The sequence below is a fragment of the Gryllotalpicola kribbensis genome, from assembly GCF_039538245.1.
GTDB classification, from domain to species: domain Bacteria; phylum Actinomycetota; class Actinomycetes; order Actinomycetales; family Microbacteriaceae; genus Gryllotalpicola; species Gryllotalpicola kribbensis.
In genome coordinates this window covers 30,792-56,949 of the sequence record NZ_BAABBX010000007.1, presented here as the reverse complement: position 1 = coordinate 56,949, position 26,158 = coordinate 30,792, and the positions used below count along the sequence as shown (strand labels likewise).

28 protein-coding genes and 1 tRNA gene are annotated in these 26,158 nt (G+C 70.1%); 5 read left to right on the top strand and 24 right to left on the bottom strand.

Annotation, left to right across the window (positions count from 1 at the left end; all coding sequences use genetic code 11):
* Positions 1-55: 55 nt before the first annotated feature.
* Together ABD716_RS05500 and ABD716_RS05495 are read left to right on the top strand one after the other, a co-directional pair.
* Positions 56-2,338 (top strand): glycosyltransferase family 2 protein, encoded by a 2,283-nt coding sequence (locus ABD716_RS05500; RefSeq protein ID WP_344774629.1) that lies wholly within the window; start codon positions 56-58, stop codon positions 2,336-2,338.
* Positions 2,335-3,894: a chitinase gene (locus tag ABD716_RS05495; RefSeq protein WP_344774627.1), complete on the top strand. Its 1,560-nt coding sequence runs from the start codon at positions 2,335-2,337 to the stop codon at positions 3,892-3,894. The genes ABD716_RS05500 and ABD716_RS05495 overlap by 4 nt, the downstream gene beginning before the upstream one ends.
* Positions 3,895-3,956: 62 nt before the next feature.
* Here the strand turns inward: ABD716_RS05495 and ABD716_RS05490 are convergent, their stop codons facing one another.
* Positions 3,957-4,571: a GNAT family N-acetyltransferase gene (locus ABD716_RS05490; RefSeq protein WP_344774625.1), complete on the bottom strand. Its 615-nt coding sequence runs from the start codon at positions 4,569-4,571 to the stop codon at positions 3,957-3,959.
* Between the two features lie 235 nt (positions 4,572-4,806).
* On the opposite strand from ABD716_RS05490, the gene ABD716_RS05485 reads away from it, so the two are divergent.
* Positions 4,807-4,880, top strand: a tRNA-Pro gene (locus ABD716_RS05485).
* Between the two features lie 235 nt (positions 4,881-5,115).
* On the opposite strand, the gene ABD716_RS05480 is transcribed toward ABD716_RS05485, so the two are convergent.
* The 9 genes from ABD716_RS05480 to cmtR all read right to left on the bottom strand — a co-directional run bounded on the left by ABD716_RS05480 (position 5,116) and on the right by cmtR (position 11,592).
* Positions 5,116-6,306: a site-specific integrase gene (locus ABD716_RS05480; RefSeq protein ID WP_344774623.1), complete on the bottom strand. Its 1,191-nt coding sequence runs from the start codon at positions 6,304-6,306 to the stop codon at positions 5,116-5,118.
* The gene (locus ABD716_RS05475; protein WP_344774621.1) at positions 6,299-6,520 is read right to left on the bottom strand and encodes a helix-turn-helix domain-containing protein; all 222 of its coding nucleotides are present in this window, start codon (positions 6,518-6,520) and stop codon (positions 6,299-6,301) included. The genes ABD716_RS05480 and ABD716_RS05475 overlap by 8 nt, the downstream gene beginning before the upstream one ends.
* On the bottom strand, positions 6,495-7,118 hold the full coding sequence (locus ABD716_RS05470) for a hypothetical protein (protein ID WP_425553388.1): 624 nt from the start codon (positions 7,116-7,118) through the stop codon (positions 6,495-6,497). Before ABD716_RS05470 ends, ABD716_RS05475 begins: the two co-directional genes overlap by 26 nt.
* Before the next feature lie 9 nt (positions 7,119-7,127).
* Complete coding sequence (locus tag ABD716_RS05465) at positions 7,128-7,601, bottom strand: single-stranded DNA-binding protein (protein WP_344774619.1); 474 nt, start codon at positions 7,599-7,601, stop codon at positions 7,128-7,130.
* Between the two features lie 55 nt (positions 7,602-7,656).
* On the bottom strand, positions 7,657-9,453 hold the full coding sequence (locus ABD716_RS05460) for a type IV secretory system conjugative DNA transfer family protein (protein WP_344774617.1): 1,797 nt from the start codon (positions 9,451-9,453) through the stop codon (positions 7,657-7,659).
* On the bottom strand, positions 9,450-9,941 hold the full coding sequence (locus tag ABD716_RS05455) for a hypothetical protein (RefSeq protein WP_344774615.1): 492 nt from the start codon (positions 9,939-9,941) through the stop codon (positions 9,450-9,452). The genes ABD716_RS05460 and ABD716_RS05455 overlap by 4 nt, the downstream gene beginning before the upstream one ends.
* Positions 9,942-10,259: 318 nt before the next feature.
* Positions 10,260-10,568 (bottom strand): hypothetical protein, encoded by a 309-nt coding sequence (locus ABD716_RS05450; RefSeq protein ID WP_344774613.1) that lies wholly within the window; start codon positions 10,566-10,568, stop codon positions 10,260-10,262.
* A complete protein-coding gene (locus ABD716_RS05445; RefSeq protein WP_344774611.1) occupies positions 10,565-11,233 on the bottom strand; it encodes a cation efflux transmembrane domain-containing protein in 669 nt (222 codons plus the stop codon). Before ABD716_RS05445 ends, ABD716_RS05450 begins: the two co-directional genes overlap by 4 nt.
* Positions 11,233-11,592 (bottom strand): Cd(II)/Pb(II)-sensing metalloregulatory transcriptional regulator CmtR, encoded by a 360-nt coding sequence (gene cmtR, locus ABD716_RS05440; protein WP_344774609.1) that lies wholly within the window; start codon positions 11,590-11,592, stop codon positions 11,233-11,235. The genes ABD716_RS05445 and cmtR overlap by 1 nt, the downstream gene beginning before the upstream one ends.
* Before the next feature lie 54 nt (positions 11,593-11,646).
* Between cmtR and ABD716_RS05435 the strand changes: the two genes are divergently transcribed.
* Positions 11,647-12,642, top strand: a complete 996-nt coding sequence (locus ABD716_RS05435) for an arsenic resistance protein (protein WP_344774607.1) — start codon at positions 11,647-11,649, stop codon at positions 12,640-12,642.
* A 29-nt stretch (positions 12,643-12,671) separates the two neighbouring features.
* Here ABD716_RS05435 and ABD716_RS05430 read toward each other — a convergent pair whose 3' ends face one another.
* Genes ABD716_RS05430 through ABD716_RS05410 form a run of 5 tightly spaced genes read right to left on the bottom strand, consistent with a single transcriptional unit; the run spans position 12,672 to position 18,313 of the window.
* Positions 12,672-14,189 (bottom strand): ATP-binding protein, encoded by a 1,518-nt coding sequence (locus ABD716_RS05430; RefSeq protein WP_344774605.1) that lies wholly within the window; start codon positions 14,187-14,189, stop codon positions 12,672-12,674.
* Positions 14,186-15,013, bottom strand: coding sequence for a hypothetical protein (locus ABD716_RS05425; protein ID WP_344774603.1), 828 nt, complete (start codon positions 15,011-15,013; stop codon positions 14,186-14,188). The genes ABD716_RS05430 and ABD716_RS05425 overlap by 4 nt, the downstream gene beginning before the upstream one ends.
* 52 nt (positions 15,014-15,065) lie before the next feature.
* The gene (locus tag ABD716_RS05420) at positions 15,066-16,532 is read right to left on the bottom strand and encodes an SCO6880 family protein (protein ID WP_344774601.1); all 1,467 of its coding nucleotides are present in this window, start codon (positions 16,530-16,532) and stop codon (positions 15,066-15,068) included.
* 7 nt (positions 16,533-16,539) lie between these two features.
* Positions 16,540-18,003 carry a conjugal transfer protein TrbL gene (locus ABD716_RS05415; RefSeq protein ID WP_344774599.1) on the bottom strand — a complete coding sequence of 488 codons (1,464 nt, stop codon included), beginning with the start codon at positions 18,001-18,003 and terminating at the stop codon, positions 16,540-16,542.
* Between the two features lie 40 nt (positions 18,004-18,043).
* Positions 18,044-18,313 carry a DUF6112 family protein gene (locus tag ABD716_RS05410; protein WP_219086224.1) on the bottom strand — a complete coding sequence of 90 codons (270 nt, stop codon included), beginning with the start codon at positions 18,311-18,313 and terminating at the stop codon, positions 18,044-18,046.
* A 108-nt stretch (positions 18,314-18,421) separates the two neighbouring features.
* On the opposite strand from ABD716_RS05410, the gene ABD716_RS05405 reads away from it, so the two are divergent.
* Positions 18,422-18,703 carry a hypothetical protein gene (locus tag ABD716_RS05405; protein WP_344774594.1) on the top strand — a complete coding sequence of 94 codons (282 nt, stop codon included), beginning with the start codon at positions 18,422-18,424 and terminating at the stop codon, positions 18,701-18,703.
* A gap of 8 nt (positions 18,704-18,711) precedes the next feature.
* On the opposite strand, the gene ABD716_RS05400 is transcribed toward ABD716_RS05405, so the two are convergent.
* From ABD716_RS05400 to ABD716_RS05360, 9 genes are all read right to left on the bottom strand, one after another.
* Positions 18,712-18,978, bottom strand: a complete 267-nt coding sequence (locus tag ABD716_RS05400; RefSeq protein WP_344774592.1) for a DUF6112 family protein — start codon at positions 18,976-18,978, stop codon at positions 18,712-18,714.
* Positions 18,978-20,150, bottom strand: coding sequence for a M23 family metallopeptidase (locus tag ABD716_RS05395; protein ID WP_344774590.1), 1,173 nt, complete (start codon positions 20,148-20,150; stop codon positions 18,978-18,980). The genes ABD716_RS05400 and ABD716_RS05395 overlap by 1 nt, the downstream gene beginning before the upstream one ends.
* A gap of 16 nt (positions 20,151-20,166) precedes the next feature.
* Complete coding sequence (locus ABD716_RS05390; protein ID WP_344774588.1) at positions 20,167-20,853, bottom strand: hypothetical protein; 687 nt, start codon at positions 20,851-20,853, stop codon at positions 20,167-20,169.
* A gap of 84 nt (positions 20,854-20,937) precedes the next feature.
* Entirely contained in the window at positions 20,938-22,017 is a 1,080-nt protein-coding gene (locus ABD716_RS05385) for a ParB/RepB/Spo0J family partition protein (protein ID WP_344774586.1), read from the bottom strand.
* Positions 22,014-22,871 carry a hypothetical protein gene (locus tag ABD716_RS05380; protein ID WP_344774583.1) on the bottom strand — a complete coding sequence of 286 codons (858 nt, stop codon included), beginning with the start codon at positions 22,869-22,871 and terminating at the stop codon, positions 22,014-22,016. The genes ABD716_RS05385 and ABD716_RS05380 overlap by 4 nt, the downstream gene beginning before the upstream one ends.
* 80 nt (positions 22,872-22,951) lie before the next feature.
* Positions 22,952-23,401 carry a hypothetical protein gene (locus ABD716_RS05375; RefSeq protein WP_344774581.1) on the bottom strand — a complete coding sequence of 150 codons (450 nt, stop codon included), beginning with the start codon at positions 23,399-23,401 and terminating at the stop codon, positions 22,952-22,954.
* Positions 23,398-24,081, bottom strand: a complete 684-nt coding sequence (locus ABD716_RS05370; RefSeq protein ID WP_344774579.1) for a DUF2637 domain-containing protein — start codon at positions 24,079-24,081, stop codon at positions 23,398-23,400. Before ABD716_RS05370 ends, ABD716_RS05375 begins: the two co-directional genes overlap by 4 nt.
* Positions 24,078-24,974: a bifunctional DNA primase/polymerase gene (locus tag ABD716_RS05365; protein ID WP_344774577.1), complete on the bottom strand. Its 897-nt coding sequence runs from the start codon at positions 24,972-24,974 to the stop codon at positions 24,078-24,080. The genes ABD716_RS05370 and ABD716_RS05365 overlap by 4 nt, the downstream gene beginning before the upstream one ends.
* On the bottom strand, positions 24,974-26,053 hold the full coding sequence (locus ABD716_RS05360; protein ID WP_344774669.1) for an ArdC-like ssDNA-binding domain-containing protein: 1,080 nt from the start codon (positions 26,051-26,053) through the stop codon (positions 24,974-24,976). Before ABD716_RS05360 ends, ABD716_RS05365 begins: the two co-directional genes overlap by 1 nt.
* Positions 26,054-26,158: the final 105 nt, after the last annotated feature.

Below are 26,158 nucleotides of genomic sequence, written 5' to 3'. Positions count from 1 at the left end.
CCCTGCCCAAAAACGGCAGTGGGGCTCTGAGCGCCGTCGCGCGCCCCTGCCCGTCATGCACCCGAAGCCGAGCGACGGCAAACTCGCTCGCAGCCGCATCGCCATCGTCGTCACCGTTCTCGCGTGGCTTGCCTACGTCGTCTCCACCGTGCTGCGCCAGTACCTCGACTACGGCAACCACGGTTTCCGCTTCACCATGGAGTCGATCGGCTACGTCGTGATCGTGACGCTGCTCACGTTCTCGGCGCTGATGTACCTCGTCGCGCGCACCGGAGCGTTCCAGCGCTTCCAGAGCCACACGCGGGTGCCGCGTGCCGAGCTCGAGCGCCACTTCGCCGAGAACCCGACCGGCATCACGGTGCTCGTGCCGTCGTATGCCGAAGAGCCCGAGGTCGTGCGTGCGACGCTGCTGTCGGCGGCACTGCAGGAGTTCCCCGAGCTGCGCGTCGTGCTGCTGCTCGACGACGACCCCGCGCCGAAGTCGCAGGCGGCAGCCGACCGGCTCGCTCGCACGCACGAAGCCGTCGCCGGCATCGAGCGCCTGCTCGCCGAGCCGGCGGAGCACGTCGACCGTTCCGTTCGCCAGTTCACCGACCGCATCGCCGCCGACCGCCGCGCGAACGCGCTCGCGTCGGCCGAGGAGGCGAGCCGTCTGGCCCGCGAGTACTACTGGGCCGCCGGCTGGCTGCACGGTCAGGCGATCGACGAGAAGAACGAGGACCACGTCGACGAGTTCTTCGTCAGCGAGGTGCTCATGCGGCTCGCGGAAGAGCTGATGGAGACCGGGGATGCCCTGCACGCGGCATCCGTCGAGGGCGCCCGCCTTCCCATCGCCCGCCTCGACGAGCTCTACCGCCGCCTGCAGTGGACGTTCACCGCAGAGCTGTCGGTCTTCCAGCGCAAGGCCTGGGCCTCGCTCTCTCACGAGGCCAACAAGGCGATGAACCTGAACGCGTACATCGGGCTCATGGGTGGCCGCTACCGCGCGATCGAGACCCCGATGGGTCGGTCGCTCATCGAGGCCGGCCCGCTTGACGAGGACGCGTTCGACGTGCCGGACAGCGAGTTCGTGCTGACGCTGGACGCCGACTCGATCCTGCTGCGCGAGTACTGCCTGCGCCTCGTCTACTTCCTGCAGCAGCCGGGGAACGAGCGCGTCGCCGTGACCCAGACCCCGTACTCGTCGTTCCGCGGCGCGCCGACCCGTCTCGAGCGGCTCGCGGCGGCGACCACCGACGTGCAGCACATCCTGCACCAGGGCATGACGCACTTCGGGGCCACGTTCTGGGTGGGCGCGAACGCGGTGATTCGCCGCGCCGCGCTCGACGACATCCGCGAGATCGAGCACGTCGACGGCGTCGAGGTGCGTCGCTTCATTCAGGACCGCACGGTCATCGAGGACACCGAGTCGAGCGTGGACCTCGCGGTGCACGGCTGGACCCTCGCCAACTACCCGGAGCGCCTGTCGTACAGCGCGACCCCGAGCGACTTCGGCTCGCTCGTCGTGCAGCGCCGGCGCTGGGCGAACGGCGGCCTGCTGATCCTTCCGAAGCTGTTCAGCCAGCGCCGCGAGCTGAAGCGCCGTGGCAAGAAGGTGCCCGCCACCGAGTTCCTGCTGCGCCTGAACTACATGGCGTCGATCGCGTGGGCGAGCTTCGGCCTGCTCTTCATGCTCGCCTACCCGTACGACAGCCGGCTGCTCAGCCCCTTCGTGATGCTCGCCGCCCTGCCGTACTTCGCGGCCATGGCCTCCGACCTGCACTACAGCGGCTACAAGCGCACGGATGTCTTCCGCATCTACGCCTTCAACCTGATCCTCTTGCCGGTGAACCTCGCCGGGGTGCTCAAGTCGATGCAGCAGGCCGTGACGGCGAAGAAGATCCCGTTCGCGCGCACGCCGAAGGTGAAGAACCGCACGGCGACCCCGTTCCTGTATGTGATCGCCCCCGCCGCGATCGTCGCGTTCTCGGTGCTCACGCTGTGGCGCGACTGGTACGCGCAGAACTGGGCGAACGCCGCGTTTGCGCTGGTGAACGCCGTGTTCGCCTCCTACGCGATCGTCGCCTTCATCGGCATCGGGCCGATGTTCGCGGATGCCTGGGCCGGTGCCACCCGTTGGATGTACGTGCCCCGCGCGCAGACGGCAGCGAACGAGGCGACCACGGCGGATGCCGCAGGCGAGTCGAAGCCCACGGGCGGCACCGACTGGCGCCTCGTCCTCTACCGCGGCGCGGGCGAGGTCGGCGACGCGCGCCGCCCCGCGCCGATCGCGTTCGAGACGGAATTCGCGGCCGAGGTCGACTCCCACGAGGCACACCACGAGAGGCAGGCGGCATGAGCGCCGGCGACATGCGTCTCTCGCCGTGGCGCGTGACGGTCGCGGCCGTGGTCGGCCTCGCCGTCGTGGCGGTGGCCGTCTGGGGCGGCATGGCGTGGAAGGCCCAGGCGCAGGGCAGCGGTGTGACGCCCGTGTTCGCCCCGTACGTCGATGTGACGGCCACCCCCGAGTACGCCTTCGAGCAGGCCGCCGATTCCGGCGCGAAGAACGTCGTGCTGTCGTTCGTCGTCGCGCCTCGCAGCGGCGACTGCGCGCCGAGCTGGGGTGGCGCGTACGCGCTGGGTGCGGCATCCACCGCCCTCGATCTCGATCGGCGCATCAGCCGACTGCGTCACGAGGGCGGCGACGTCGCGGTGTCGTTCGGCGGTCAGGCCGGCACCGAGCTGGCCCTCGCCTGCACCACGACATCGGAGCTCGAATCGGCGTACGCCGCGGTCGTCAGCCGCTATGAGCTGTCGACGATCGACCTCGACCTCGAGGGCTCGGCGCTGTCGGACAGCGCTTCGATCGCTCGGCGTGCCGACGCGATCGCGAAGCTGCAGAAGGAGCGTCGCGCCGCGGGCCACAAGCTCTCGGTGTGGCTCACGCTTCCCGTCGGGACCGACGGCCTGCAGTCGGACGCGCAGCGCGTCGTGACCGCGATGCTGCGGGCCGGTGTCGCGGTCGCGGGCGTCAACGCGATGACCATGGACTACGGCACCGAGCTGTCGGCGGGGAAGACCATGGCCGCGATCGCGAAGGGGTCGCTCAACGCGGTGCACGGCCAGCTCGACGCGCTCTATCGGCGTCAGGGCGAGCGGCTCACCTCGCAGCAGCTGTGGGGCAAGGTCGGCGCCACCCCGATGATCGGGCAGAACGACACGGCCGGAGAGGTGTTCACGCTGGCCGACGCACGGAAGCTCAACGCCTTCGCGACGGAGAACGGCGTCGGGCGGATGTCGATGTGGTCGCTGAACCGCGACCAGAGCTGCAGCGCGAACTATCCGGACACCTCTGTCGTCTCGGATGCCTGCAGCGGCGTCACCCAGCGTGGCGTGAGCTTCGCGTCCACGCTCGGGCGCGGCTTCGGCGGCAAGATCGTCGATGCGGCCGCTGCCGTCGCGAAGCCCACCGCCATTCCGACGCAGGGCGCAACGGCCGACGATCCGGCGACGAGCCCGTACCCGATCTGGAACGATGAGGCCGCCTATGTGGGCGGCTCGAAGGTGGTCTGGCACCACGAGGTCTATGAGGCCAAGTGGTGGACGCAGGGCGATGTGCCGGACGACCCGACGGGCTCTTCGCAGGCGGTGCCGTGGCAGTTGATCGGCCCGGTGCTGCCGGGGGAGACGCCCGCGCCGCAGCCGACCGTGGCCGCCGGGACCTTCCCGACCTGGAGCCCGAGCACGAGCTACACGGCCGGCGCCCACGTGATGCTGAACGGCGTCGCCTACCAGGCGAAGTGGTGGACGAAGGGCGACGACCCGTCGCATCAGTCGGGAGATCCGTCGAGTCCGTCGCCGTGGCAGCCGCTGACGCCGCAGCAGGTGGCGGCGCTGACCGCGGACGCCGGATAGGCGCAGCCGGCGCGGTGCGCATCGACGGCTGACTCCTGCGGCTTCGCACAGGTGCCCACCGGTCAGAAGTCGATGCGCATCACCGCCCGCCGCGCGCTCGGACGGCTCACCTCGGTGAAGCCCGCGGCCTCGAAGACGCTGCGCGCGCCGACGAACAGCTCGCCCCAGCTAAGCCGCTCTCCCGGCGCCGTCACGATCGGGTAGCCCTCGACCGCCCGCGCGCCGCGGCTGCGCGCGAACTCGGCCGCCGCCTTGGTGAGTTCCGACATCAGACCGCGGCCGCGGAAGCCGGCGCGGGTGACGAAGCACGTGACCGCCCAGACATCCGCATCGCCCTTGTCTTCATCGCGGCCCAGCCACGGAATGCGCTGCTTCTGCATGCGCACGTAGTTCACGCGCGGCTCGACGGCGACCCAGCCGGCCGGCTCGCCGTCGAGATACGCGACGAGCCCTGTCGTGGTGCGTGCAGCGGGGTCGTCGCAGTTCGTCTCGGCCCGTTGGCGCTGCCCGAGTTCCTGCCAGGGAAGCTCGCGGTAGTCGCGCGGGCTCACCTTGAACCACTGGCACTGGCACCCGTGTGCGTCGCCCCGGTCGCCGAAGATCGACTGGATGTCGGACCAGCTCGCCTCGTTCGCCGGGACGATGCGTGGGGTCGCGGTGCTCAGCGTCTCTGCCATGACGAAACGGTAGCCCGGGCCACTGACATCGACGCCCGGCGTCGCGGCGAGGTCGGCGCCTTCGGCGACGCGGCCGATTCGTCGGAGGCCGGGGCAGCACGTTATGATGATCAGGTTGTCCGCGCTTCGGCGCAGTCGACAGCGGGCTGTGGCGCAGCTTGGTAGCGCACCTGACTGGGGGATAAGGGGTTTAGGCCTCTTCCGGTCGGCTCGACACAACTGAATATCCACGTCACGGGCTGTGGCGCAGCTTGGTAGCGCACATGACTGGGGGTCATGGGGTCGCAGGTTCAAATCCTGTCAGCCCGACGGAAAAGCCCTGGTGAGAGGTAACTTTCACCAGGGCTTCGTCGTGTCTGGAGGCAGGCTCGTCCCGGTTGGCCTACGGCTGTGTCTAGTCTCCTACGCAGGGCGGCGAGGCTGTCTGCCGATGCGTGGTCGAGGGCTCGGAAGTGGACCAGAAGGTGCCTTTCGAGTGGACCAATCTGCGGGCAGGGCGATGCTCCGGCTCCTCGGTGGAGGGCCGGAGCGGGCTTGGCCGGGCTCACAGGCGGGGGCTGTCGCGTCGAGTCGTCCCCCTTCGTGTCGGCGGTGCGGCGAGGAACTGATTGGCCTGCCGAGCGGCCTCGGCGAGGTGCCGGTGGTCGGGGTGCAGGTAGCCTTTGGTCGTCTCGACGGACTTGTGCCCGAGGATCTCTTGGAGGACGTGGAGCGGGACGCCCGCGTCTGCCATCCAGGTCGCCCCGGTGTGACGCAGGCCATGCCGGGTCAGGTTCTCGAGCCCGAGTCCTTTCACGAGATCGTCCCAGTGCGTCGCGTCCCGGATCGTCGCGGTGGTGAGGACGCCGCCGCGCGGCCCGCGCAGCAACGGCTGGTCGGGCTCTTTGCCCTCGGTGAGGCGTTCCAGGATGGGCTTAAGCGCGTCGAGGATCGGCACAGGCCGGCCCCGGCGCCCCTTGGTCTGCTTGACGACGAGCCCGCCCTTGCCGGGGTAGTGCTGCCGCTCGATCCAGACGATGCGGTTCCGCCAGTCCACGTCCCCGACGTTCAGCCCGGCGACCTCGGAGCCACGCGCTGCGAGGAGCGCGGCGAGCATGACGTGGTCCGAGTAGGACTGGTGCACCTTGGCGCAGGCGTCTGCCAGCTTGGTGAGCGTCGCGAGGTCAGGGATCGCGTACTGACGAAGCGAGCCGGTGGTCTGCGTGACATGGTGGCCGAGCTTGCGGCGCGCTCGATGCTTGGCGGGATTGATGGAGATGAGGTCGTCGCGCACCGCCTCGTCGAGGACTCGCACGAGCGGGGCGATGGAGTTCTTGATTGTGGACGGCGAGTGCTGTGTCTCCCACTGGTCGATCGTGCGGTCGATCATGCCAGCCGTGAGCTTGGCGACCTGGATGTGTCCGAGCGCGGGAAGGACGCGTAGCCGCAGCCCGATGTCGTAGTTCTCGGCGGTGGAGGTCGGATCGAGACCGCGCTTCCACCTGTCGCCGATGGATTCGGCATACACCGCGAGGGTCGCGGTGGTGTCGTTGCCGGTCTCGGTCGCCTTGCGCATCTGGTCGAAGAACTCCTCGACCTCCTCGGCAGTGCGCACATGGCTCACTCTCCCGACGCGCTTCTTGGTCGACGGGTCGGTCCAGCGCACGCGGGCGCGGAACCCGTCGACGCGACGTTCGACATCGGTGGTCAGCTTCACGCCTACTGGCGGCATCCGGTGATTGCGCGGATCAGCCATGAGCCGTCTCCTGCTTGCAGACCCACTCACGCACGGTGGCCGGGTTATAGCGGTAGACGCCGCCGACCTGAACGAATGGCGGCCCGACCTTCTCGCGTCGCCATCGCGAGAGGGTGGCTTGGGACACGTTCAGGAACTCGGCGACATCACGCGGGCACCACAGGGGCTCGACAGGCCCGATGCTGCGTTCATTCGGCAGGCTGGTCGTCGTCATCGAACATCTCGCCGGTCTCGGGATCGGCGCCGAGGCTCGCGTAGAAGGCGTCCTCGGCGGCCTGGCGGCGCGCAACATCGGCTTCGACGAAGGCACGGAAGTCCTCGGCGCGATCCGGGATCACGATGTCCTCGACGGGGTCGGCGGGTTCTTCGCCCGGCCAAGCTGTCTGCCGGGTGGGCCGATCTCGGTCCAGGCGGGTTCCGCTGGCGGCGACCCAGTCGCGCAGACGCTGGCGGGTCTCTGCGAAGTCGCGGTGCCAGCCGGACGGCGCCGATCCGTTCTGCTCCGGGTCGTACGCGCACAGCCAGTGCAGGTGCAGAGCGGAGAGCTCCCAGACCAGCTCGGGGTGGCGGTGCCAGAAGGGTGGGATGACGCTGGCGGGCAGCCCGTAGGTGTGCCGCAGCCACGTCACCCACTTGTCGAGCTCGGCCCACTCGTCGCGTGCCTCGTCGGCGGTGAGCAGGTTCCAGTTCACCGGATGCGGTGGCTCCGCCACGAAGCCGACGTCGAGGCGCATCTGCTCCTCGCTCTCGTCGTCATCGAGGGGCGTCGGCTCCGGCTCTTCCAGCTCGGGAATCGCATGCCTCTCGGTCATCTTGCTCCGTCACATGCCCAGCGCTGGCGCCGCCGGGGCGGCGGCCGAGCGACGCGGCTGCGGCTGTTGCGGCGCATCGAGCCGAGCCGACTGCGACGGAGCCTCCTGCTCGACGGAGCGCTGCGAGCGTGCGCGGGTGACCTCATAACTGGTGCGGGCGAGGTCGTGGCCGACCTTCTTGGCGACGAACTCCTCGCCCTGCACGGTCTCGCCGTCCCGCTCGTACTCGTACGGGTGCGTGTAGCCCTCGGCGACGAAGCTGTCGCCCTTGGCGAACCGCTCCTGGGCCCGCTCAGCGGTCGCGCGGTAGGCAACGAGGTCATGGAAGGTCGGATCAAGCTCGGTGAACGTGCCGTCCGGCTCCTTGCGGTAATGCTCCTGCCCGACCCGCGCGTAGAACCTCGCCTCGCCTCTGGTGGTGTAGCTCAACTGCGGGTCCGAGGCGATGAACCCCGAGAACGACTCCTGCGTACGAATCGCCATGACGAATGCCCTCCTGACATCGATGGGCGGCCCCACGGCCGGGGCCGCCCTTGTGTCAGGCAGGTGCGCCCGGCTCCTCCAGCGGACGGCGTTGCAGCAGCGCTTCGATGCCGGCCCGGTCCGCGCGCAGTGCCTTCGCGTCGGGCCGGTCGGTCCAGGTCCTCATCCGCGTGACGATGGGCGGTGCGGAGCGCAGCAGGACAAGCGCGGTCCCGAACGGCAGGGTGCGGATCGTGTCGGGCGGCATGATCGGCACGCGGCGGATCGACCTCTGCGCGGTGCGGGAGCCGTGGTCGCCGACTGTGGTGGAGTCGGTCACCTCGTCGCGTTCACCGATGAGCGCGGTCAGGTCGTGCAGGTCCTTCGAGTTCGAGGCTCCGCCGAGGACGATCTTGACGATGGAGGCGTCCCAGATCGCGCCAGCCGCGTTCTCCGACCACTTCTCCCGCGCCTGCGCGAGCGACTGCAACACCGGGATCGTCGTGATTCCGGTGCCGCCGCCTTCGGCCATCAACGTCGGCAGTGACGGCAACGGGGCGAGGTTGCCGACCTCATCGAGGGCGAGCAGCAGCGGCGGGTCGAGTCGCGCGCCGGGGCTGCGGGCGGCGACGCGGCGGGCGGCTTCCACGACGTCCTCCACGAACGCCGCCACCAGCGCCGCGCTGTTGTTGGCGCCCGCGCCGGTCGCGAGCAGATAGAGCGTGCCCTTGGCGCGCAGGAACGCTTCGGGGTCGAAGTCCTCACCTTTGCGCGGCGACACGGCATCGAGCACGCGCGGGTCCGCGAGTGCGGCCAGGGCGAGAGAGACGCCTTGCCAGATGGAGTCTCGGGTTCGCGGGTCGGAGTCGATCATCGCCTGCAACGACTCCGCCCACCCCGTCGCAGCGTGCGGATGAGAGGTCAGGATCGCCACAGCGTCCGCGGCAGCAGACGGATCGAGGGTCCACCGGAACAACTCGCCGGGCGGGCGCCGGTCGAGAGCGGCGGCGTGGAGCAAGGCTTGGAGCGCGGTTCTTGTCTTGCCCTCCCAGAACCCGCCACCTTCGACGCCACCGGCGGAAAGGCCGGTGCCGGCGGCGAGCCCGGTGGCGCGGATCATCGCGGTCAGCGGGTCCTCGCACCCGCGGATGGGCGACCACCTGAGGCCTGCGGGGACGCCTTCGGCCAGATGCTGCGGATCGAACACCGCGACCGGCCCGACCCGTTCACGGGCGCGGAGCGTCGCGGTGAGGTTGTCCGGCCGGGTCGAGGTGGTGACGACCGCGCCGGGCGCGTCCAGGATCGCATTGATGACGATGTGGGCGCCCTTGCCGGAGCGAGGCGGGCCGATCAGCAGGATGGAGTCTTCGACGGACGCCCACACGCTCTTGCCGCGCGAGGTGCCGATCCGGTAGCCGACGTCCTCCGGGCGCGGCCGATCGAGCGATGGCCGGAGATGCCCGGCCCGACGCAGCAGCGCGGGCTCGGACGCGGCCCTCGCGACCTCGGAGCGGGTGGCGATCCCGGCGATGCGGTAGGGGTCGTTCTTGGCCTGTCGGCCGTGCTCGCGGAATAACCGCCACCCCCAGCACCCTGCGCCAGCGGCGGCGAGGATGAGGACGGCGGCGGTGATCCAGTACGCCACGACGTTCAGGCCGGGTGCGCCGAGCGCGGCCGCCGGGTCGCCGGGGTTGAGCAGCACGCCCAACCCTGCCTCGATGCCGCCGGAGGGCTGACCGGTCCCGGTGATCCACGCGGCGACAGAGCCGGCGCCGCGGAGGATGGCGGCGAGCACGGCGGCGCCGATGAGGAGGCCGATACCGAGGTTGCTCAGCTCGTCCCCGAGCGACCCCGCAGGCCGCGGGGCGCTCATCGCGGGTGCCCGATCGTGAGTGTCCCGGAGACGCGACCGAGCAGGATCACCTCTCGGGTCGGGCTCACGGCGAGCTGGTCGGCGGTGAGCAGGCCGCGCATAGTGCCGTCCGGGGCGGCATCGCCGTGGGCGATGACGACGGCGATCGCCACGTCCTCGCCCGGCACGAACCCCTCCCCGTGGAGCGCCACGAGCTCGGGCGTCGCACGTCCGGCCGGCGGCTCAGGTGCGGGTTCGGGTTCTGGTCCGGTGCGGCGGCGTCTGGTCGGGGTGATGATGTCGGTGAACGTGCTGCCGTCCGCTTCGCGCACCTCGACCCGCACCGGCGAGCGGCGCTGTTCGGTGAGCTGGTCGAGGACGGCGGCGAAGTCCTCTCGTCGCCACGGAGGCGCGAACGGCTCCGGCTCATACGGTGCCCCGTCGGCGGTGACCGTCATGCGTCCGTCGTCGGTGATCGTGATGACCACGAGCGGGAGAACGACCGGCACAGCCCCGACCTCGTCACGGTGAACAGACGCGGGCATGATCGTGCGCTTATAGCGGGGCCGGGCCATCACGCCTCACCGCCCGCGGCGGGAACCGTCAGCGAGGCCGACGGTTCGTCATTCTCAGCGGTGAACTTCCCGGTTTCTGTCCCAACTGCCGTGAGCTCGTTCGCGGTGTAAGTCGGTCGCAGTCTCATGTCCATCAGGTGCGCGGGCGAGTACGGCCAGTGCTCCGCGGCTGACGAACGTTCAGGATTAGTGCGAGGAGTTCACGATTCGTGAAGGAATCGCAGGAATGGTGAACCCTCGGCTCGGGCTGGACTATCCGACGTTGAGGGCGGCGAGTTGCTGCGGGGAGCCGGTCACCACGAGCCGCAGGTCCGAGTACTGCTCCTCGATGCGCCAGTCGACGAAGGAGCAGCACGAGCTTTCGGCCTCGACCAGCCCGCGAAGGCGGGCGATGGAGTCCTCGACCTTGGCGTAGTGGATGGTCAGCCGCGTGTCGGTGCGTTCCGTTTCGAGTGCGTAGTCCTCGTCGAATGCCCGCCACTTCTCGATCTGCGCCTTGCCTGCGGTGGGGGTCAGGGTGCAGGCGATGGGCAGGCCGTTGAGCGGGCCGATGTGGGTCACGGGGTGACCTCCTCGTGGTCGTCGTGGTCGAGGTCTTCGAGCACCTCGAAGGGGGATTCGATGTCGCCGCGCCAAGCCTCGATACCCTCACGGATAGCCAGGCCCGCCACCACGAGCGCGGCGATGGAGTCGGCCCACGCCCACCCGAACAGGCCGTTGAGGACGAGCCCGATGAGGACGGTGCCGGAGAGGTAGATGCACAGCAGGAGCTGCTTCGCATCGGCCTGCACGCTCTTGGAGCGCAGCTCCCGGCCGGTGCGAAACTCGAACCAGGCCAGGGCGGGCATCACGATCAGGCTGGCGATCGCGATCCCGATACCGACCGGGCTGTGCTCGGGGGCGCGGACGCCGGTGAGGGCGAGGATCGCATCGACGGCGACGTAGGCGGCCAGGGCGAAGAACGCGACCCCGATCACCCGGACGGTCGCCTTCTCCCACTGCTCCGGATCTTTGCGGGTGAACTGCCAGGCGATCGCGGCGGCAGAGGCGACCTCGATCACCGAGTCCAGACCGAACCCGATCAGCGCCGCAGACGACGCAACCGCGCCGGCCGAGAGCGCAATGACAGCCTCGATGACATTCCAGGTGATCGTGAAGAAGACGATGAACCGCACCCGCCGGTGCAGCTGGGCGCGGCGCTCGTCGGTCAGGGCCGGCGCGCTCATCAGGCGGTGGCCTCGGTGTCGCAGCAGCCGGGCACGCTGCAGGCCGGGTCCAGGCACGGCGCGCTCTCGTCGACGGCGAGCGTCACATCCACCAGCGCGACGAGCGCCGCCGTCAGGTGTGGGTCGGCGATCTCGTACCGAGTCTGCCGACCCTCGGGCTCGGCAACCACGATCCCGCAACCACGCAGACACGACAGGTGGTTCGACACGTTCGTACGGGTCAGGTCCAGGTCGCGGGCGAGCTTCGCCGGATACCCCGGCTGCTCCAGCAGCGACAGCAGGATGCGCGAGCGGGTCGGGTCGGCCATCGCCCGGCCGAGCCGGTTCATCACGTCTACCCGAGAAGCAATAGTCAGCACACACTGACTATACAGCAACCAGTGACCTATTCGAAGGCTGAGAGGATAAGACCCATGCGCACGGCAGTGGAATGGATGGAGCGGTGGCAAGTGCCGCTCTACCTCGCCGCGCTCGTCCTCGGCGCCGCGGTCGGCCTGCTGATCCCCGCGGTCGCGCATCCCGCGGAGCTGGCGATCAACCCCGTGCTCGGGCTGCTGCTCTACGCCACGTTCCTCGGGGTGCCGTTCGCCAAGATCGGGCAGGCGTTCCGCGACCGGCGCTTCCTCGTCACCGTCCTGGTCGTGAACTTCGTCGCTGTCCCGATCGTCGTCTACGTCCTTTCGCGGATCGTCGCCCACGATCAGGTGCTCCTGATCGGCGTGCTGTTCGTCCTCCTCACACCATGCGTGGACTACGTCATCGTGTTCACCGGCATCGCCGGCGGCGCAAAGGACCGGCTGCTCGCGGCCGCGCCACTGCTGATGCTCGCGCAGATGCTCCTGCTGCCGCTCTACCTCTGGCTGCTCGTCGGAGCCGAGTTCGTCGCCACGGTCGACCTCGCCCCGTTCATCGAGGCGTTCCTGCTGCTCGTCGCCCTGCCCCTCGTCGCCGCGGGGTTCACCCAGCTTGCCGCCGCCCGCACCCGCTGGGGCGTAGCGATCCAGGGCACCGTGCTGGGGGCGATGGTGCCGCTCATGATGCTCACCCTCGCCGTCGTGGTGGCCTCCCAGATCGCCGGCGTCGGACGACAGCTCGGCGCGCTCCTGCTCGCCATCCCCGTCTACATCCTGTTCGCCGCGGTCATGGTCCCGATCGGCGCCGTCGCCGGGAAGGTTGCACGGATCGACGTCCCCGGTCGCCGCGCGATCGTGTTCAGCGGCGTGACCCGCAACTCCCTCGTCGTCCTCCCGCTCGTCCTCGCCCTACCCGCCGCGTTCGACCTTGCTCCGCTCGTCGTTGTCACACAGACCCTCGTCGAGCTCATCGTCATGGTCGTGTTCGTGCGGCTCATCCCGCGACTGCTCCCCGACGACATCGACACCGCGAACTCACGACCTCAGATGCCCTGAAATGGCCCCCCGGCCCGTGGGTTCCCGCCTCAACTGCCTTCAGGATTCGTGAACTTACGGGGTTCTGCGGTCATGCGGCTCGTGGTGTCGAAGGCGCCGAACTCGGCGGGGTGGAGTTGGTGCTGCACGACGAAGGAGCGGTCCTTGATCCGCCACAGCCCCTGCCCGGTCCCCAGGCCGGGAAGCAGCTTCTGCTCAGTACCCGTGAGGCCGAGCGCCCTTGCGGTGGAGCCGAGCTGGTCGGCCTCCTGCCGGTAGACGATCCTGGTCTCCGCGTTCGCGAGCAACGACGACGCGAGCGCGCGCATCGCGGAGCCGGAGTCGCCGACGTTGTCGAGGTCGGAGAGCTTGTGGAAGATCAGCATGTTCGCGATCCCGAAGTGCCGGGCGAGCCGCCACTGGGCGTCCATCCGGCGCAGCAGCGACGGGTAGGCCATCAGGCGCCAGGCTTCGTCGTAGATGACCCATCTCTGGCCGCCTGCCGGGTCGGACAGCGCCGACTCCATCCATGCCGACGAGCACGTCATCAGCACCGAGATGAGTGTCGAATTCTCCGCGACCCGGCTGAGGTCGAGGGACACCATCGGCAGGGACGGGTCGAATCGCACGGTGCTTGGCCCGTCGAACAGGCCTTGCAGGTCGCCGGCCACGAGCCGGCGCAGGGCGTGGCCGACGAGTCTCCCGTCTTCCGCGAGCCGCCCGTCCGTGTCGTCTGCCGAGCTTGGGGAGAGCATGCGGTCGACGACCATCGGCAGGATCGGAACCTCCGCGCTTCGCACGGCCTCTTGGAGAGCGAGGTCGATCGCGGTGTGCTCCAACGGCGTGAGCGCTCGGTCGAGCACGGTCTCCGCGAGCGCTCCGATGAGGTCGCGGCGGCGGGAGGCAACCTGCATCGCCCACTCGCTATCGGACACCGCAGACGGCCGATGACCCTCATCCAACGGATTCAGGCGATTGCGGAGGCCGTGGCCCAGGATGATCGCGCGCCCGCCGACCGCTTCGGCGACGGCGGTGTGCTCGCCCTTCGGGTCGCCGGGAACGTAGACGCGCCGCCCGAACGGGAGCGAGCGCGTGTAGAGCGACTTCGCCAGACTCGACTTACCGGAGCCGACGATGCCGGCGAGGACGACGTTCGGGGCGGTGATGATCCCGCGCCGGTAGAGCACCCACGGGTCGTAGACGAACGACCCGCCCGAGTAGAGGTCCTGCCCGACGAAGATGCCCTCGGGTCCGAGGCCGCCTTCGGCCAGGAACGGATACTGCCCAGCCAACGTCGCACTCGTGTCCTGGTGCTTGGGAAGCCGGAACCTGCCCGGCGTGCGCAGGGCCGCAGGGCCCGGCTCACCCGCGGCGGGCAGGTAGGCCATCGCGCGTCGTTCGGCCTGCTCCGCCTCCCACCGAGCCTTCGCCTCAGCCTTGCGTGTCTCGCGGGCGGTGGTCTCGATGCGGGTCGCCGCTTTCCTGCGGGCCTTGCGGGCACGGCGGCGCTCGCCTTCGGGGCCGACGAGCACAGCGGTATGCAGGCGGCCTTCATCCTGCCCGGTCATAGCGCCAGCCCCCGGCTCTGAGCCGTCGCAGTACCGGGGCGTCGGACGAACCAGTCCGTCTTTTCCTCAGGCGGTGTCGGTCGTCGTTGGATCGCCGCGGCAACGGCGTTGCCGACTGGACGCGGTGGCGGTTTCTGGACGGCAGGGGTCGGGGTGTCGATGCCGAGGAGTGCGGGGTCGGGCAGGGCGCTGTGCTCGCGTAGCAGCGAGACGTGCCCGAGGAATGGGCTGTAGGTGAGGGTGTAGACGTCGCGGGTCGCGACCTTGTCGAGCGTGCCGAGTGGGGGTTCGTCGTAGACGTAGCCGTTCTCGAGCGCGGCCTGCACGGCCTCCTCGCCGTAGTCGAACCCGGCCAGGTGCTCGATCGCCGCATCCGTTCCCTCTCGGCCGATCAGGTCCAGCACCTCATCGGCCTCTGAGCCTTGGAGGAACACGACACTGATCCACCGCGCTCCGGGCGCCTCCGAGGCGGCGGGTGTGGGGTGCCAGGCGATGCGGCCGGAGTGCTGGGAGGCAGCATCCAGCCGCGCTTCCACACTGGCGAGGAGCGTGCCGGCCTGGTGCAGCTCGTCCGCAGCGGCGAGGGCCGACGTCGCACCCGCTGCCTGGCTCCCGGCGTCATCGTGCGCGCGAGCGCGGGAGGCGATGTGAGCGGCGGCGAGCTGGTCGAGCACCTGCCGCAGCGACCGCACGCTGGAGAGCAGGTCGCCGATCACCGGGTAGGTGTCGGCAGGGTCCTCGAACTGGCGGGTCGCGTGGGCAAGGCCCCGCAACGCGGCAGACGCCTCCGTGGCGTCCACGACAGGGTCATCGAAGGTAGGCATGAGCGTTGCTCCTCACAGAAGCGTCGGATGGTTGGTGGGCAGGTGGGCCAGGTCAGACCGACCGGCACAGCGGCAGCGCGGCGGCGGTGAAGGCTTGGGCTTGCTGGCCGACGAGGCGGCGGGTCTCGCAGGAGGCTTGGATCGCGGCCTGCTCGACGGCGGCGACTGCGGCGTCGAGCTCGTCGACGGTCGGCGCGGAGACCGAGACGAGGCCGGAGACGCGCAGGACGCCGTGCCCGGCGGTCAGGTCCGCCTCCTGCTGGAGCACGTCGTCCAGCTCCGCGCTGGTGGCGGCGTCCTCGATCTGCCCGATCTTGCGCCGCTGCGCGGCGTCGCTGATGAGCTCGGTCTTCTTCCTCCGCAGATCCCGCGCGGCCTGGTCCGCCCGCACCGGCGTGTAGTGCAGGGCGAGCGTGCGGAGGATGCCGTTGGACAGCACGAGCGGCGCGAGGAACCCTGGGTAGACCTGCGAGCGGGGCCATTCGCTGATCCACAACACCGCATGGAACGCACTGTCCGACCGCAACCGGTCCCACGTCTCGGTCACCGCCACCGGCCCGGCGGTCGCCAGGTCCCGCCCGAGGTCGCCATGCCGCTCCAGCGCGGGAGCGGCAGCCGGGTCATAGGCGGAACGCAGAATCACGGCGACCTCGCCGGGCGTGAGCCACCCGGTGCTGGTGAGTTCGGCGGCGCGCAGCGCTGTCGTGAGGGTGGTCATCTCCTGGCGGAGCACTGCGGCGGCGCCGCGCATCCCGCCACCGGAGGTCCTGATCTGCCGGCTTGCGGCTTTCATGTCCAGCGCCAGGCTGATGGTCGTGGCGTGGCGTTCCCCGGCGGGACCGGCACGGTCGATCAGTTCGGCGTAGGTGGTCGCGGCCCAGGAGCCGTCGTCGGTGCCGTGCGTGCGCCACCACTCCGCCAGCCCTGTGCCCGAGTCCGGCAGAGTCCGCTCCGACACCTGGATGCGGGCGATCCTGCCCGAGCGGCATGCAGCGGCCAGGACACGGCCCCAGGCGGAGACGCGGCGCTGCTGCTCACCGGGGTCCAGGAGCACGAACGCGGGGTGGGAGACACCGAGGATGGCGGTGAGGGTCTGCGCGTGCGGGTCGTGGATCATCGCCGCACCCGTCTCGGGATCCTTCCACTCGCGCAGCGGTGCCGCATCGCCGGGCAGGGCGAGCGTCCCGGCGGGGCGGGGTTTGATGACGCGGCGCCGGTAGATGAGCTGCCCGAGGTAGCTGCGGGTCACCCAGCGGGTCACGATGGGCACCCACTCGATCACCTTCCGCCCGCCCGCGGGGATCACCGCGAGCAGTGCGAAGGTCGCCCAGATGGGGGCGGTCCAGGCGAAGGCTATGCCGCCGCCGAGGTAGAGGGAGAAGACGACTGTGAGCACGGCGATGCCGAGGACGATGAGTTGTGGCAGGGACAGGCCGAGCATGATCCCGCGCTTGGTGAGCCGGGAGAACTGCACCGCCGCCAACGGATAGTCACTGTTCATACGCGTGTTCGCAGACATGCGCAGGTCACTCCTTCCCGGTCGGCTTGGATGAGGGTGGAGGCGGCGGGTCCGACCTGCGCCGCGGCGCAGGCGAGGATTCCGCCGAGCCGGTGGACGGCCCGGGAGGCGCCGAGGACGGTCCGGCTGGGGGTGGGGTCGACGGTGCGGGACGAGAGGGCTGGGCGCCTTGCGACGGTGGAACGGGCGGTGGGGATGCCTGGTCCGCGGCCGCACCTGCCTGACTGCCGGCGGCTCCACCCACCGCATTGCCGGCCTTCGGGCCGGCGGTCGCCGCGCCCTTGACTACCGCACCGCCAACGACCACTGCAGCACCCACGGGCCCCGCGGCCGCACCTGCACCCGCTGCTCCGGCCCCTGCGGTCCCGGCTCCCGCTCCGGTCGAGGATGCGGCAGCCCCGGTCCCTCCGGTGCCGGCTCCCGCGCTGGCGGGTGCCGCAGACGAGGTGGGAGGCGGTGCTGAGCCGCCTCCGCTCGGGGGCGGGCCGCCGGAGTCGGTGCCGCTGTCGAGCACCTTCTTGGCCGAGTCCGTCTTCGGCGCGGACGGCACCGGCACGGGCCGGTTCAGCGCCGACTTCGCCTCTTGCTCAGAGCTCATGGCGTGGTACATGTCGAACCCGACGAAGGACAGGAACTTGTAGGTGATGTACGGGGCGAACGCGGCGATGAACATCAGCACGACGCCGGCGATGGGGTCGCTGATGGAGGCGAGGTCGGCCTCGATGGGGGCGGACATCTGCCCGATCGCGACGAGGAAGATCACGACGAGGACGAGCTTGGAGAAGATCAGAGCGATGACGAAGGTCGCCCATTTGGCGAACCAGCCCTTGGTCGCATCCCACGTCGCCCCGGCCAGCGCGACCGGCCCGAACACGATGGCGACCAGCAGCAGCGCTTTGCGGATGAGCAGCGAGAACCACACGATCGCCGCCGCGCTGATAGCGAGTCCGGCGAGGAAGATCGTCAGGATCGCGCCGACACCGGGAGCGGTGATGTTGATGGTGGCCAGCCCGGCGGCGAGGAGCCCGATCTGGGTCCCCATCCCTTCCATCGTGTTGCCGGTGGCCTGCACGATCCCGACCGCGAGCTGATCGGTGACCTCCAGCAGCAGGGCCGTGAGCGTGATGACCACGAAGCTGCCGAGCACGCTCTTAGCGAGCCCGAGCGCGGCACGGGATAGGGCGGTCGGGTCGCGGTGGACGAGCCCGGTGATGAGCTGCAAGCAGAAGAACACGAGCATGATGAACACGGCGACACCGAACAGGACGTTGTAGACGCCTACGTACTCGGCGCTGGTGACGTCGACGACGGTCGTGGTGTCGAGCACGGTCCAGACGGCCTCGAACAGCCACGCGGCAGCGCCGGCCATCGCCTGGCCGAGCCAGTCGAACGGCGCGGCGATCAGCGAGGCGGTGCCCTCGCCCACGGCATCGCACACGCTGGAGACGACCGGGACATCGCAGACGCTCACCGCAGCCACCCCCGCGGCCGGGAGTCATATCGGGTGGTCATCACACGGCCTGCCCGACGCCCCAGAAGAAGTTCACCAGCGTCACCGCGGCGCCGCAGATGATCGCCGCCCCGCAAGACACGAGGACCCCGACCTTCCCGCGCGACGCGAGGTGCGGGTTGGAGCTGTTCGCGCCGAAGCCCCACACGATCGCGCTGATGATGAGCGCGAGGACGGAGAGGATGAGGCCGACCGTCATCACGGCGCCGACGATGATGCGCAGCTGCTCGATACCCGGAAGGCCCGAGCTGTTGGGGTCGATGTCGATCACGGTTGTGCTCCTTTGACTGGTCGAGACGAGTTCTCGACGGTCAGGTGCACCCCGCGACCCCCGCAGGCTTCGGCCTCAAGCCCACGCGCTGCTCGTAGGCTGAAGGGTGTGACCGGTGAGCTGGTGCTTCAGAAGGCGCTGATGCAGGCGGACCGCGGTGACACCTCCGGCGCCGAGGCGACCCTCAGGAGCCTGCTCAGCACGACTCCGGCCGGCGCGCTGCGAGTACGGGCGATGATCGTTCTGGGCGACCTTCTGCATACGCACGACGTGCACGAAGCGCGACGCGTCCTCACCGACGCACTCGCGACCATCGAGCAGCTAGGAGACACGGACGATCTCCTCAATGCCGAGGCCGAACGAGCCAGAGAACTTCTCGCCTCCCAGTGACGACGCCCCTAGAGCTGCGTGCCGACGTCCAACAGGAAGTTGAGCCACGCGACCCCGGCGCCGGCGAGGGCTGCGGCGCCGAGCGAGACGAACAAGCCGATACGCGCCTTGGTCGCCGCCTGGTAGTTGCCGTTGGAGGAGGCGATCGCCCAAGTAATGGCGCAGACGATGAGCATGAGCACGGCGGCGACGAGGACGAACATGAGCAGCGCGCCGACGATCTCGCGAAGGTCTGCTGTGCCGCCGACGCTGCCGAAGTCTGGGAACACGTCCATCACGCACCCCCTCCTGCCGTGCAGAAAGCGGATGTGGCGTCGCCGCCCGTGATGCCTTCGGCGCCGTGGCTGGTGAGCCAGGCGTCGGAGTCCACCGGGTCGGCTCCTGCGCCGCCGGGGTGGATTTGCAGGTGCAGGTGTGGTCCGGTGGAGTGGCCGGAGGAGCCGACGTCTCCGATGTGCTGGCCTGCGGTCACGGTGTCGCCTTCTGCGACGTGGATGCCGTGCGCCCACATGTGCACATACATGGACGCGACCCGCTGGCCCCGGACGGTGTGCTCGATGACGATGACCCCGCCGCCGGCGTCGGTGTAGTTCGCTCGCATCACGACGCCATCTGCGACGGCGTAGATCGGAGTGCCGTCCGCGGCGGCGAAGTCGGAGCCAGCGTGGAATCGGCGTTCGCCGGTGATCGGGTCGCTGCGCCATCCGAACGGGCTGGTCCGCACCCAGGTGCCCTCGGGGAGCGGGAACACGATCCTGGTCGTCTCGGGCACCACCGGCGTCCCGCCCGGCCCGCCATCGGAGGGAGCTGGGCGTGTGAGTGCGGCGAGGATCGCTTCGGCGACCGGCTGGTAGTTCTGATACCGGTCGGGGTAGGCGCTGACCTCGACCGCCTGCGCGGCTTCGCCGGGGTCCATCTGCTGCCAGCCGGGGATGTCGAGCAGGCCCCGCGGCGACGGGTAGTTCGGGCCCGTGGGGCCTCCGTAGAACGCCCGTGCCTGGTAGGTGGGGTCCATGAGCTCGGCGACGGTTCCCCACCCGCTGGCCGGGCGCATCTGGAACAGTCCGAGCGAGTCGTGATCCGAACCCTCGCCGTCGTTGGGGTACTCCGCCGACTCGGGGTAGGCGCTGGTGTTGGCGAGCATCCGCAGGGTCGACTCGGTGAGCGCGGCCATGAGCGCGATCAGCACCCCTTCGCGGCCGACGCCGGTGGTCTGTCCGCCGACGGTGATGATCGTCGCGGCGTGGGTGAGCTGTTGCCGGTTCAGCGTGACTGTCTCCCCGTTACGGGTGGTGGCGGTCAGCGAGTCCGGGATCGGGCCAAGCGTCAGTGAACCCGGGGTGCAGACGGCGGCGGTCGCAGGCGTGCCGCCGAGCGTGGCGACGCCCAGCAGGACCGTGGAAGGCCCGAGCAGCAGGGTGAGGGCGAGGAGCGCGAGCTTCTTCACGACAGGTCACCCCGGTTCAGTGCAGCGGGTTGTCGAGCTGCGAGAGCCGCAGCACCTCGCACTCGCCCGAGCCGGCACCGCGACTGGGCGTGGGTGGGGTGCAGACGAGGAACACGGTGAAGGAGACCGGGCGGGATGCCTCGACGGGGTCGGTGCCCCAGACGCCTTCCCTGTGCCGTGTTCCCTCGATCGTGTAGGCGACTGCACCAGCCGGTATCTGACCGGGGGCGGCCTGGTCGACGGCGGTCTCCCACGCTTCCGGGACGAACACCTCGTCGATGGTCAGCCACTGGCGAGTCGCGTAGGTGCGCAGCTGCACCCACGCATCGTTCGTCGGCAGATAGGCCCGCACGTCACCGACGAAAGCGTCGGCCTCGCTGCCATGCGCGGCATCCGCGAGCACCTGCGCATAGTTCGACGGCATGTGCCCCGTTGTCGTGTCCCAGGTGAACAGCGCCCGCGCGACCGCTTGGGCGAACGCCTCCGGCCCGAGGCTCTGACTTAGAGGCTCCAGCTCTGCGCCGGGAGTCGCACTCGGAGTCACCGGAGCGGTCGTGGAAGGCCGCTCGCTCGGCGTCGGCTCAGTCGGAGCGGCGGGGCCGCGAACGAGCCCGTAGATGCCGACCCCGACGAGCATCAGCAGGACAAGGCCGCCAGCGGTGGCGGCGATCAGCAGACGACGACGGCGACGGTCATCAGACATGGCGGGGTCCATGAGCACGGGTCCTTCCCGGACGGCAACAACGGATGCGTGGTTGCCAGGAAGGTGCGCGACCCGTCACCGGGTTCAGGCGATGTGCTCGGCCCGGTCCTGCCGTGCCGCCCGTGCGGCGTCGGCGAACGCGACGGTCCCGGCGATGGTCTCCTCGAACCGCGCCCACTGCTCGGCGGTGAGCGCGGGGCCGATGTCGGCGGGGTCGTAGTGGGTCCACCATTCGGCCATGTCGTCCCAGGTGGCCAGGAACGCGGTCAGCGGGAACGGCACCGGCTCCCCGGTGTTCACCGCCGTCAGCGCGGGCCGAGCCGGCTTCTTCTTCCCGGCGGCCTTGGCGGCTTTGACGCGGGCGAGCGCGGCCTGCGCTAGCTGCTCCAGCTCCGCCGCCCTCGCCTCCTGCTCTGCGGCCCGCACCGTGCCGGCTTCGAGCCGGGCCTGCTCGCGCACCTCGACGGGCTGGGTGGGGTCGGCGGCGAGCTGGTCGAGCTCCGCCAGCGACAGCTCAGCGTTCACGCGCAGGTGCGAGGGGTAGACCTTCCCGCCGGCCCGCAACCGTGCGACCTCCTCGGCCGCCTGTTGGCGCACCGAGGCGGGCTGGGACTCGTCAGCGGCCAGGGCTTCGATGCGGCCGATGCGCTCCAGCGTCTTGTGGGAGTCGCGGCCGGTGACCATGATCGCCGCCTGCGAGCGGGACTTGCCGTGCTCGAACTGCGGTGGTGGCAACTTGCCACCACCGTCCTCTCCGTCGTCGTCGGTGGCACGGAAGCGGGTGGCCTCCTGGCGGCGGGCGGCGTCCTCAGCGAGCAGGGCCTTGAGTTCGCGGTAGAGGGCGGCGGCTTCGAGCTGGGTCAGCGGCTTATGCAGGACGTTCTCATCTTGTTCGGCGAGGAGTTCCCCGAGCCGGTCGGAGATCCCGGACCTGACCCAGACGTTCACGGTCTTGATGCCCAGCAGTTTTAGCGCCGCGAGGCGCCGCGCGCCGCAGATCAGGTGCCCGTCGAGGGTGATCGTGATGGGCTGGAGCAGCCCGTTGCGGCGGATCGACTCCACCAAGGGCGTGAGGTCGCCGTGATCTTGCCGGTGTCGGCGCCCAACGATGACGGAGTCGACCGCGCGCTCCAGCTCTATGTGACCAGCCGGCACCGTGCTCACGATTCCTCGCCCCCTACCAGGCGCGGCGCAGCGAGCCCTGCCGCGATCACCAGGTCGTCATCGGTGAGGAGGGCGCGCAGGGGCTGGCCGATCAGGAGCCGCACGAGCATCCCACGCCCTGTGTTCGTGTGCGCGAGGGTCGGGTCGGGGGTGCCGAGCACGATCCGCAGCAGCGCCGTCCACGACGCACCCGGAAGATCAAGGAGGGCACGGGCCTGCCGATCACGGCGCAGCACCTCGAACGCCGACGCCCGCGACGGCGACTCCGCCAACCTGGTGGTGATGTACTCGACCGCAGCCCGGGCTGTCGAGGGTTCCCAGCCGACCCACGAGAGGAACGCAATCGTGTCCTCGATCGCGGCGGTGACGTTCATCGCACGCTCCCGCACCGGACGCTCCGCGTCCTCGTCGGTGTCGGTGAAGGGGTCGAAGCAGAACGCCGGGTGGTAGTCGGGCAGCGGGTTCTCGCGGTCGCTGAACCGTTCGGCGTCGTGGAACACCGAATACTTCAGGCGACGGGCCTGATGGACGGAGCACAGCAGCCCGTTGCCGCGTTCCTCGGCGGTGCAGGTCACCTGCACCGCCCGCGTCACCACCGCCCACGGGTCATCCGCCCGCCGGGTCGCCGCTCCCCGCATCGCCTCGAACGCAGCCGATGCCGCTTCCCACGGGTCGAGGTCGTGCTTGCGGGCGAGAGCGGCGTACTTGTCCGCGGCATGCTCCATCAGCGCCGCCGCCTCCGGGTCACGCTGCCACGCCTCACGGCCCGCCTGATGGAGTCGGTTGAGCAGGGCGCGCAGCGCCTCGGAGTCCTCGAAACGATTCCGCCTGTCACGGTCTGATGCAGTCTGCATGGGAGCACCTCCTGACAGGCAGGTGCACACACGCTCCCCAGCAGGCGTGCTCAGACGATGGCTGGGGGCGTGCCTGGCGGTTACCCGAGCCCGATCCCAGAGCGCGACACCCACGAGAACCGCTCCCCGCCACCACGACCGAACGCGGTCACCGGCGGCAGCTTCCGCGCCCGCTCGCTCACGAACCGCGCCCCCGACCGCGCCCCGTCACGCGTCGCCCGGTACGCATGGCCCGGCGCCCTGCGGGCGCGGCGGGCGAGCTCGGCCTGAAAATCGATGCCCCGCCCCGCTATCCGCGCCGAGCGCGACGCCATGAGGTCGGTCGGACGCATCCACTCCACACCAGCCCGGGTCTTCTTCGCCGCGTCCTTCGCCGCCGAGTCTTTGGTCAGTGACGGGTCGCGGTGCCGGGCCAGCGCCGACGCCTCGCCTTCACGCCGCGTCTCATCGGCACGTTCGGTGTTGTGCTCGACCGGGCCGTGTCCGCTCGTCGCGGTGGACACGATGGTCGTCTTCTGGTGGTCGTTCATGGTTGCTCCTCATCGCGATCAGCGGTCGCGGTCAGTTCGGGGCGTGCGAACCATCGGCCCACGGTGGAGGGGTGCACGCCCAAGTGCCGGGCGATCGCCTTGTTCGACCAGCCCTCCTCATCCCGCAACCGCACCGCCACCTCCCACGCGGGTGTCTGCTCCGGCGCCGGCGCGGGGATGACGGCCTGCGGCTCGGACAGACCGCTCTCCGGCGTCGGCTCGTCCTCGTCGGCGAGCGGCGGCGTGGCGGGCTCGGAGGCTGGGCGGGTGAGGATGACGGTGAGGTGCGTGATCGCCAGCAGCACCAGCGGCGGCACCGCCGCCACCGACGCCGCCAGCACCCCGGGCACATCGGCGTCAGCGGCGACGACGGCATGGATCGCATTCGCCGTCACCGACACCAGCGCGCCCGCAGCGAGCAGCACCCACGGATACCAAGCTGACCGCTGCCGAGCGAGCGCGACAACAGCGACGGTTGCGACGACGATGATCCCGTCCACGATCAGCGGCCACGCCCACGCCTGCCCTGCCTCGATCCCGGAACGCCGGGCAAGGTCCGCCAGGGCGGTGAAGGAGAGCCAGAACGCACCTGCGGCGATGAACACCGTCCCGGCGACCGCCGTCGCCACCGCGATCCGGCCACCCCGCGACCGCACAGGTGCCTGCGCCTGCGGGTTCATGAGAGCACCTGCCCTGCAAGACGCGGCACGCACCGCAGGTCATCGTCCCGTACCGCGCTGGATGGTGCGGGTTGGACGTGGGTGGTGCGGTAGGCGGAGCGGATCGTCGTGACGACCTCCCGCGGCGGCAACCCGATCCGCTCACCCGCCGGGGCGAGGGCATCGACCATCTCCGGCAGCGACAGGCCCGCCTCGGCGAGGCGGCAGGAGGCCCAGAACAGGCCACGGTTGCGTTCGCCTTCCGTGCGCATGCCCACCCAGTCGGCCAGCCGCTTCGCGTCCTCCGAACGAACAGGGCCCCGCGCCCGATGCGCGACGGGCTCGGGACGCGGATCGAGGAACTCCCGCAGCGCCGCCGCATCCACCGGGCGCGGCTCCCGGTCACCGCCTGCCGTGAGCGAGTACCCGGCCGGGCCGCGGAAGGTCGTGACGGTGGAGGGCGGCACGATGATGTACCCGCCGGTGCCGCGGAAGTCGACACGCGCCGCGGCGGCCTGCCATGACGGCTGCGGCAGGTCGGGGTCGGCCGGGTAGTAGAAGTGCGCGCCACCGGACGGCGTGCGCACCACCGCCACCCACCCGTCCACGAGCCCCGCCCGGCGGGCACGGCCGAAGGCATCGAACCCGTTCCCGTCCGGCTTGCTGTCCACGTCCACAACATCGACCCCGGACGCGGTGCCGGTGGGGATGCCGATGTTCGCGGACGGCCAGCGATGCCACCACGACGCCACCTGCGCCAGGTCAACGCTCGCCTCATGGAACCCATGCCGGGTCAGCGGACGCTTCCCACCCGGAACGCACGGGAACACCGGCACGCCCGCCGCCGCGAGCCGTGCGGCGGCTTGCGGAAGCGGGAGCCCGCTGAGGGAGGCGAGGACGCTGGCGACGCTCATCACAGCTCCCTCACCACGGCATCCGCCGCACGCGAGGAACGCGCCGGTTCGACCAGCGCTGGAACTGCCCGCTCCGCCCCGGACCCTCGCGACGGCGCGGCAGACTCACGGGCCAGGCCGGGCGGGTCGCCGGTGCCGACCTGGACGGTGTCGAGGGCATCGAGGATCGCCCCTGCGGTCTTGCGGACGCGTTCACCGGTGGCCTGCACGACCTCGGCCGGGTCCTTGTCTTTCACCGTGCCCGCCCACCCGGAGACATACGGGATCGTGTAGGAGGTGGTGTCCATGCCGTGCGCGGCACCGATCATCAACGCCACCGACTCCGCCTCGACCTCACCGATCCCGCGATGCCCCGTCGCATCCGGGTTGTCCGGGCCGTGCAGCTTCACATGCGCAAGTTCGTGCGCGAGCGTCTTCACCTGCGCGGCGTCATCCATGTTCGTCCGCACCGCGACCGTGCGGTTCGTGTAGTCCGTGACGCCGTTCGCGCCACGAATCTCCCGCTCGTCCGCGACGCGCACCACAGTGAACCCCTCAGCCTTCACCAGGGAGGCAAGCCCCGCCCACAGCCCTTCGGGCGCCTCGCCTTCCAGGAGCATCGGGGCAGGGCGCTCGGGCACGGGATCACCGCTGGTCTGCGACACATCCCAGACGTAGGCGGGCTTCGCGCCGACCATCCGGGAACGCACCACCTCGCCGGGCTTCGGCTTCTCGAACCGGCCCAGCCGCCGCCACGACTCAGGATCAGCCGGATTACTCGACGCGAACCGGCCTGTCACCGGCGCGAAGATCACATACCCCGGCTGACCCCGCTCCACCTGACGGCCCAGCGTCTGCCACTGCTTGTAGCCGGCGACATAGGACGGCTCTGGCGAGGTGACGCGGCCCTGCTCGTAGGCATCGAGATGCTGAGCGAAGATCAGCAGCGTGTTGCGGAATGACCGCGCCCGGAACCGGGCAGCGAACTCCAGCGCACGCTTCCAGTCCTCACCCGACACGAGCAGGTCGACCGCAGCCGTCAACCGCTCATGGAGTTCTTCGAGCTTCGCATCCCGCGCAGCCCGCGCCTCCTCGTTCATTGCCACCACAGACCTCCTCCCGGCAACGGGTCACCAGGCGGACGAGACGACCCGTCGTGAACATCAGGTGCGTCAGGGAACTCAGAAGGACCAGGCGGACGACGG

Coding starts and splice junctions, on each gene's coding strand:
- ABD716_RS05500 (WP_344774629.1), top strand. CDS start 56: ATGCACCCGAAGCCGAGCGACGGCAAACTCGCTCGCAGCCGCATCGCC.
- ABD716_RS05495 (WP_344774627.1), top strand. CDS start 2,335: ATGAGCGCCGGCGACATGCGTCTCTCGCCGTGGCGCGTGACGGTCGCG.
- ABD716_RS05490 (WP_344774625.1), bottom strand. CDS start 4,571: ATGGCAGAGACGCTGAGCACCGCGACCCCACGCATCGTCCCGGCGAAC.
- ABD716_RS05480 (WP_344774623.1), bottom strand. CDS start 6,306: ATGGCTGATCCGCGCAATCACCGGATGCCGCCAGTAGGCGTGAAGCTG.
- ABD716_RS05475 (WP_344774621.1), bottom strand. CDS start 6,520: ATGACGACGACCAGCCTGCCGAATGAACGCAGCATCGGGCCTGTCGAG.
- ABD716_RS05470 (WP_425553388.1), bottom strand. CDS start 7,118: ATGACCGAGAGGCATGCGATTCCCGAGCTGGAAGAGCCGGAGCCGACG.
- ABD716_RS05465 (WP_344774619.1), bottom strand. CDS start 7,601: ATGGCGATTCGTACGCAGGAGTCGTTCTCGGGGTTCATCGCCTCGGAC.
- ABD716_RS05460 (WP_344774617.1), bottom strand. CDS start 9,453: ATGAGCGCCCCGCGGCCTGCGGGGTCGCTCGGGGACGAGCTGAGCAAC.
- ABD716_RS05445 (WP_344774611.1), bottom strand. CDS start 11,233: ATGAGCGCGCCGGCCCTGACCGACGAGCGCCGCGCCCAGCTGCACCGG.
- ABD716_RS05435 (WP_344774607.1), top strand. CDS start 11,647: ATGCGCACGGCAGTGGAATGGATGGAGCGGTGGCAAGTGCCGCTCTAC.
- ABD716_RS05430 (WP_344774605.1), bottom strand. CDS start 14,189: ATGACCGGGCAGGATGAAGGCCGCCTGCATACCGCTGTGCTCGTCGGC.
- ABD716_RS05425 (WP_344774603.1), bottom strand. CDS start 15,013: ATGCCTACCTTCGATGACCCTGTCGTGGACGCCACGGAGGCGTCTGCC.
- ABD716_RS05420 (WP_344774601.1), bottom strand. CDS start 16,532: ATGTCTGCGAACACGCGTATGAACAGTGACTATCCGTTGGCGGCGGTG.
- ABD716_RS05400 (WP_344774592.1), bottom strand. CDS start 18,978: ATGGACGTGTTCCCAGACTTCGGCAGCGTCGGCGGCACAGCAGACCTT.
- ABD716_RS05390 (WP_344774588.1), bottom strand. CDS start 20,853: ATGTCTGATGACCGTCGCCGTCGTCGTCTGCTGATCGCCGCCACCGCT.
- ABD716_RS05380 (WP_344774583.1), bottom strand. CDS start 22,871: ATGCAGACTGCATCAGACCGTGACAGGCGGAATCGTTTCGAGGACTCC.
- ABD716_RS05375 (WP_344774581.1), bottom strand. CDS start 23,401: ATGAACGACCACCAGAAGACGACCATCGTGTCCACCGCGACGAGCGGA.
- ABD716_RS05370 (WP_344774579.1), bottom strand. CDS start 24,081: ATGAACCCGCAGGCGCAGGCACCTGTGCGGTCGCGGGGTGGCCGGATC.
- ABD716_RS05365 (WP_344774577.1), bottom strand. CDS start 24,974: ATGAGCGTCGCCAGCGTCCTCGCCTCCCTCAGCGGGCTCCCGCTTCCG.
- ABD716_RS05360 (WP_344774669.1), bottom strand. CDS start 26,053: ATGAACGAGGAGGCGCGGGCTGCGCGGGATGCGAAGCTCGAAGAACTC.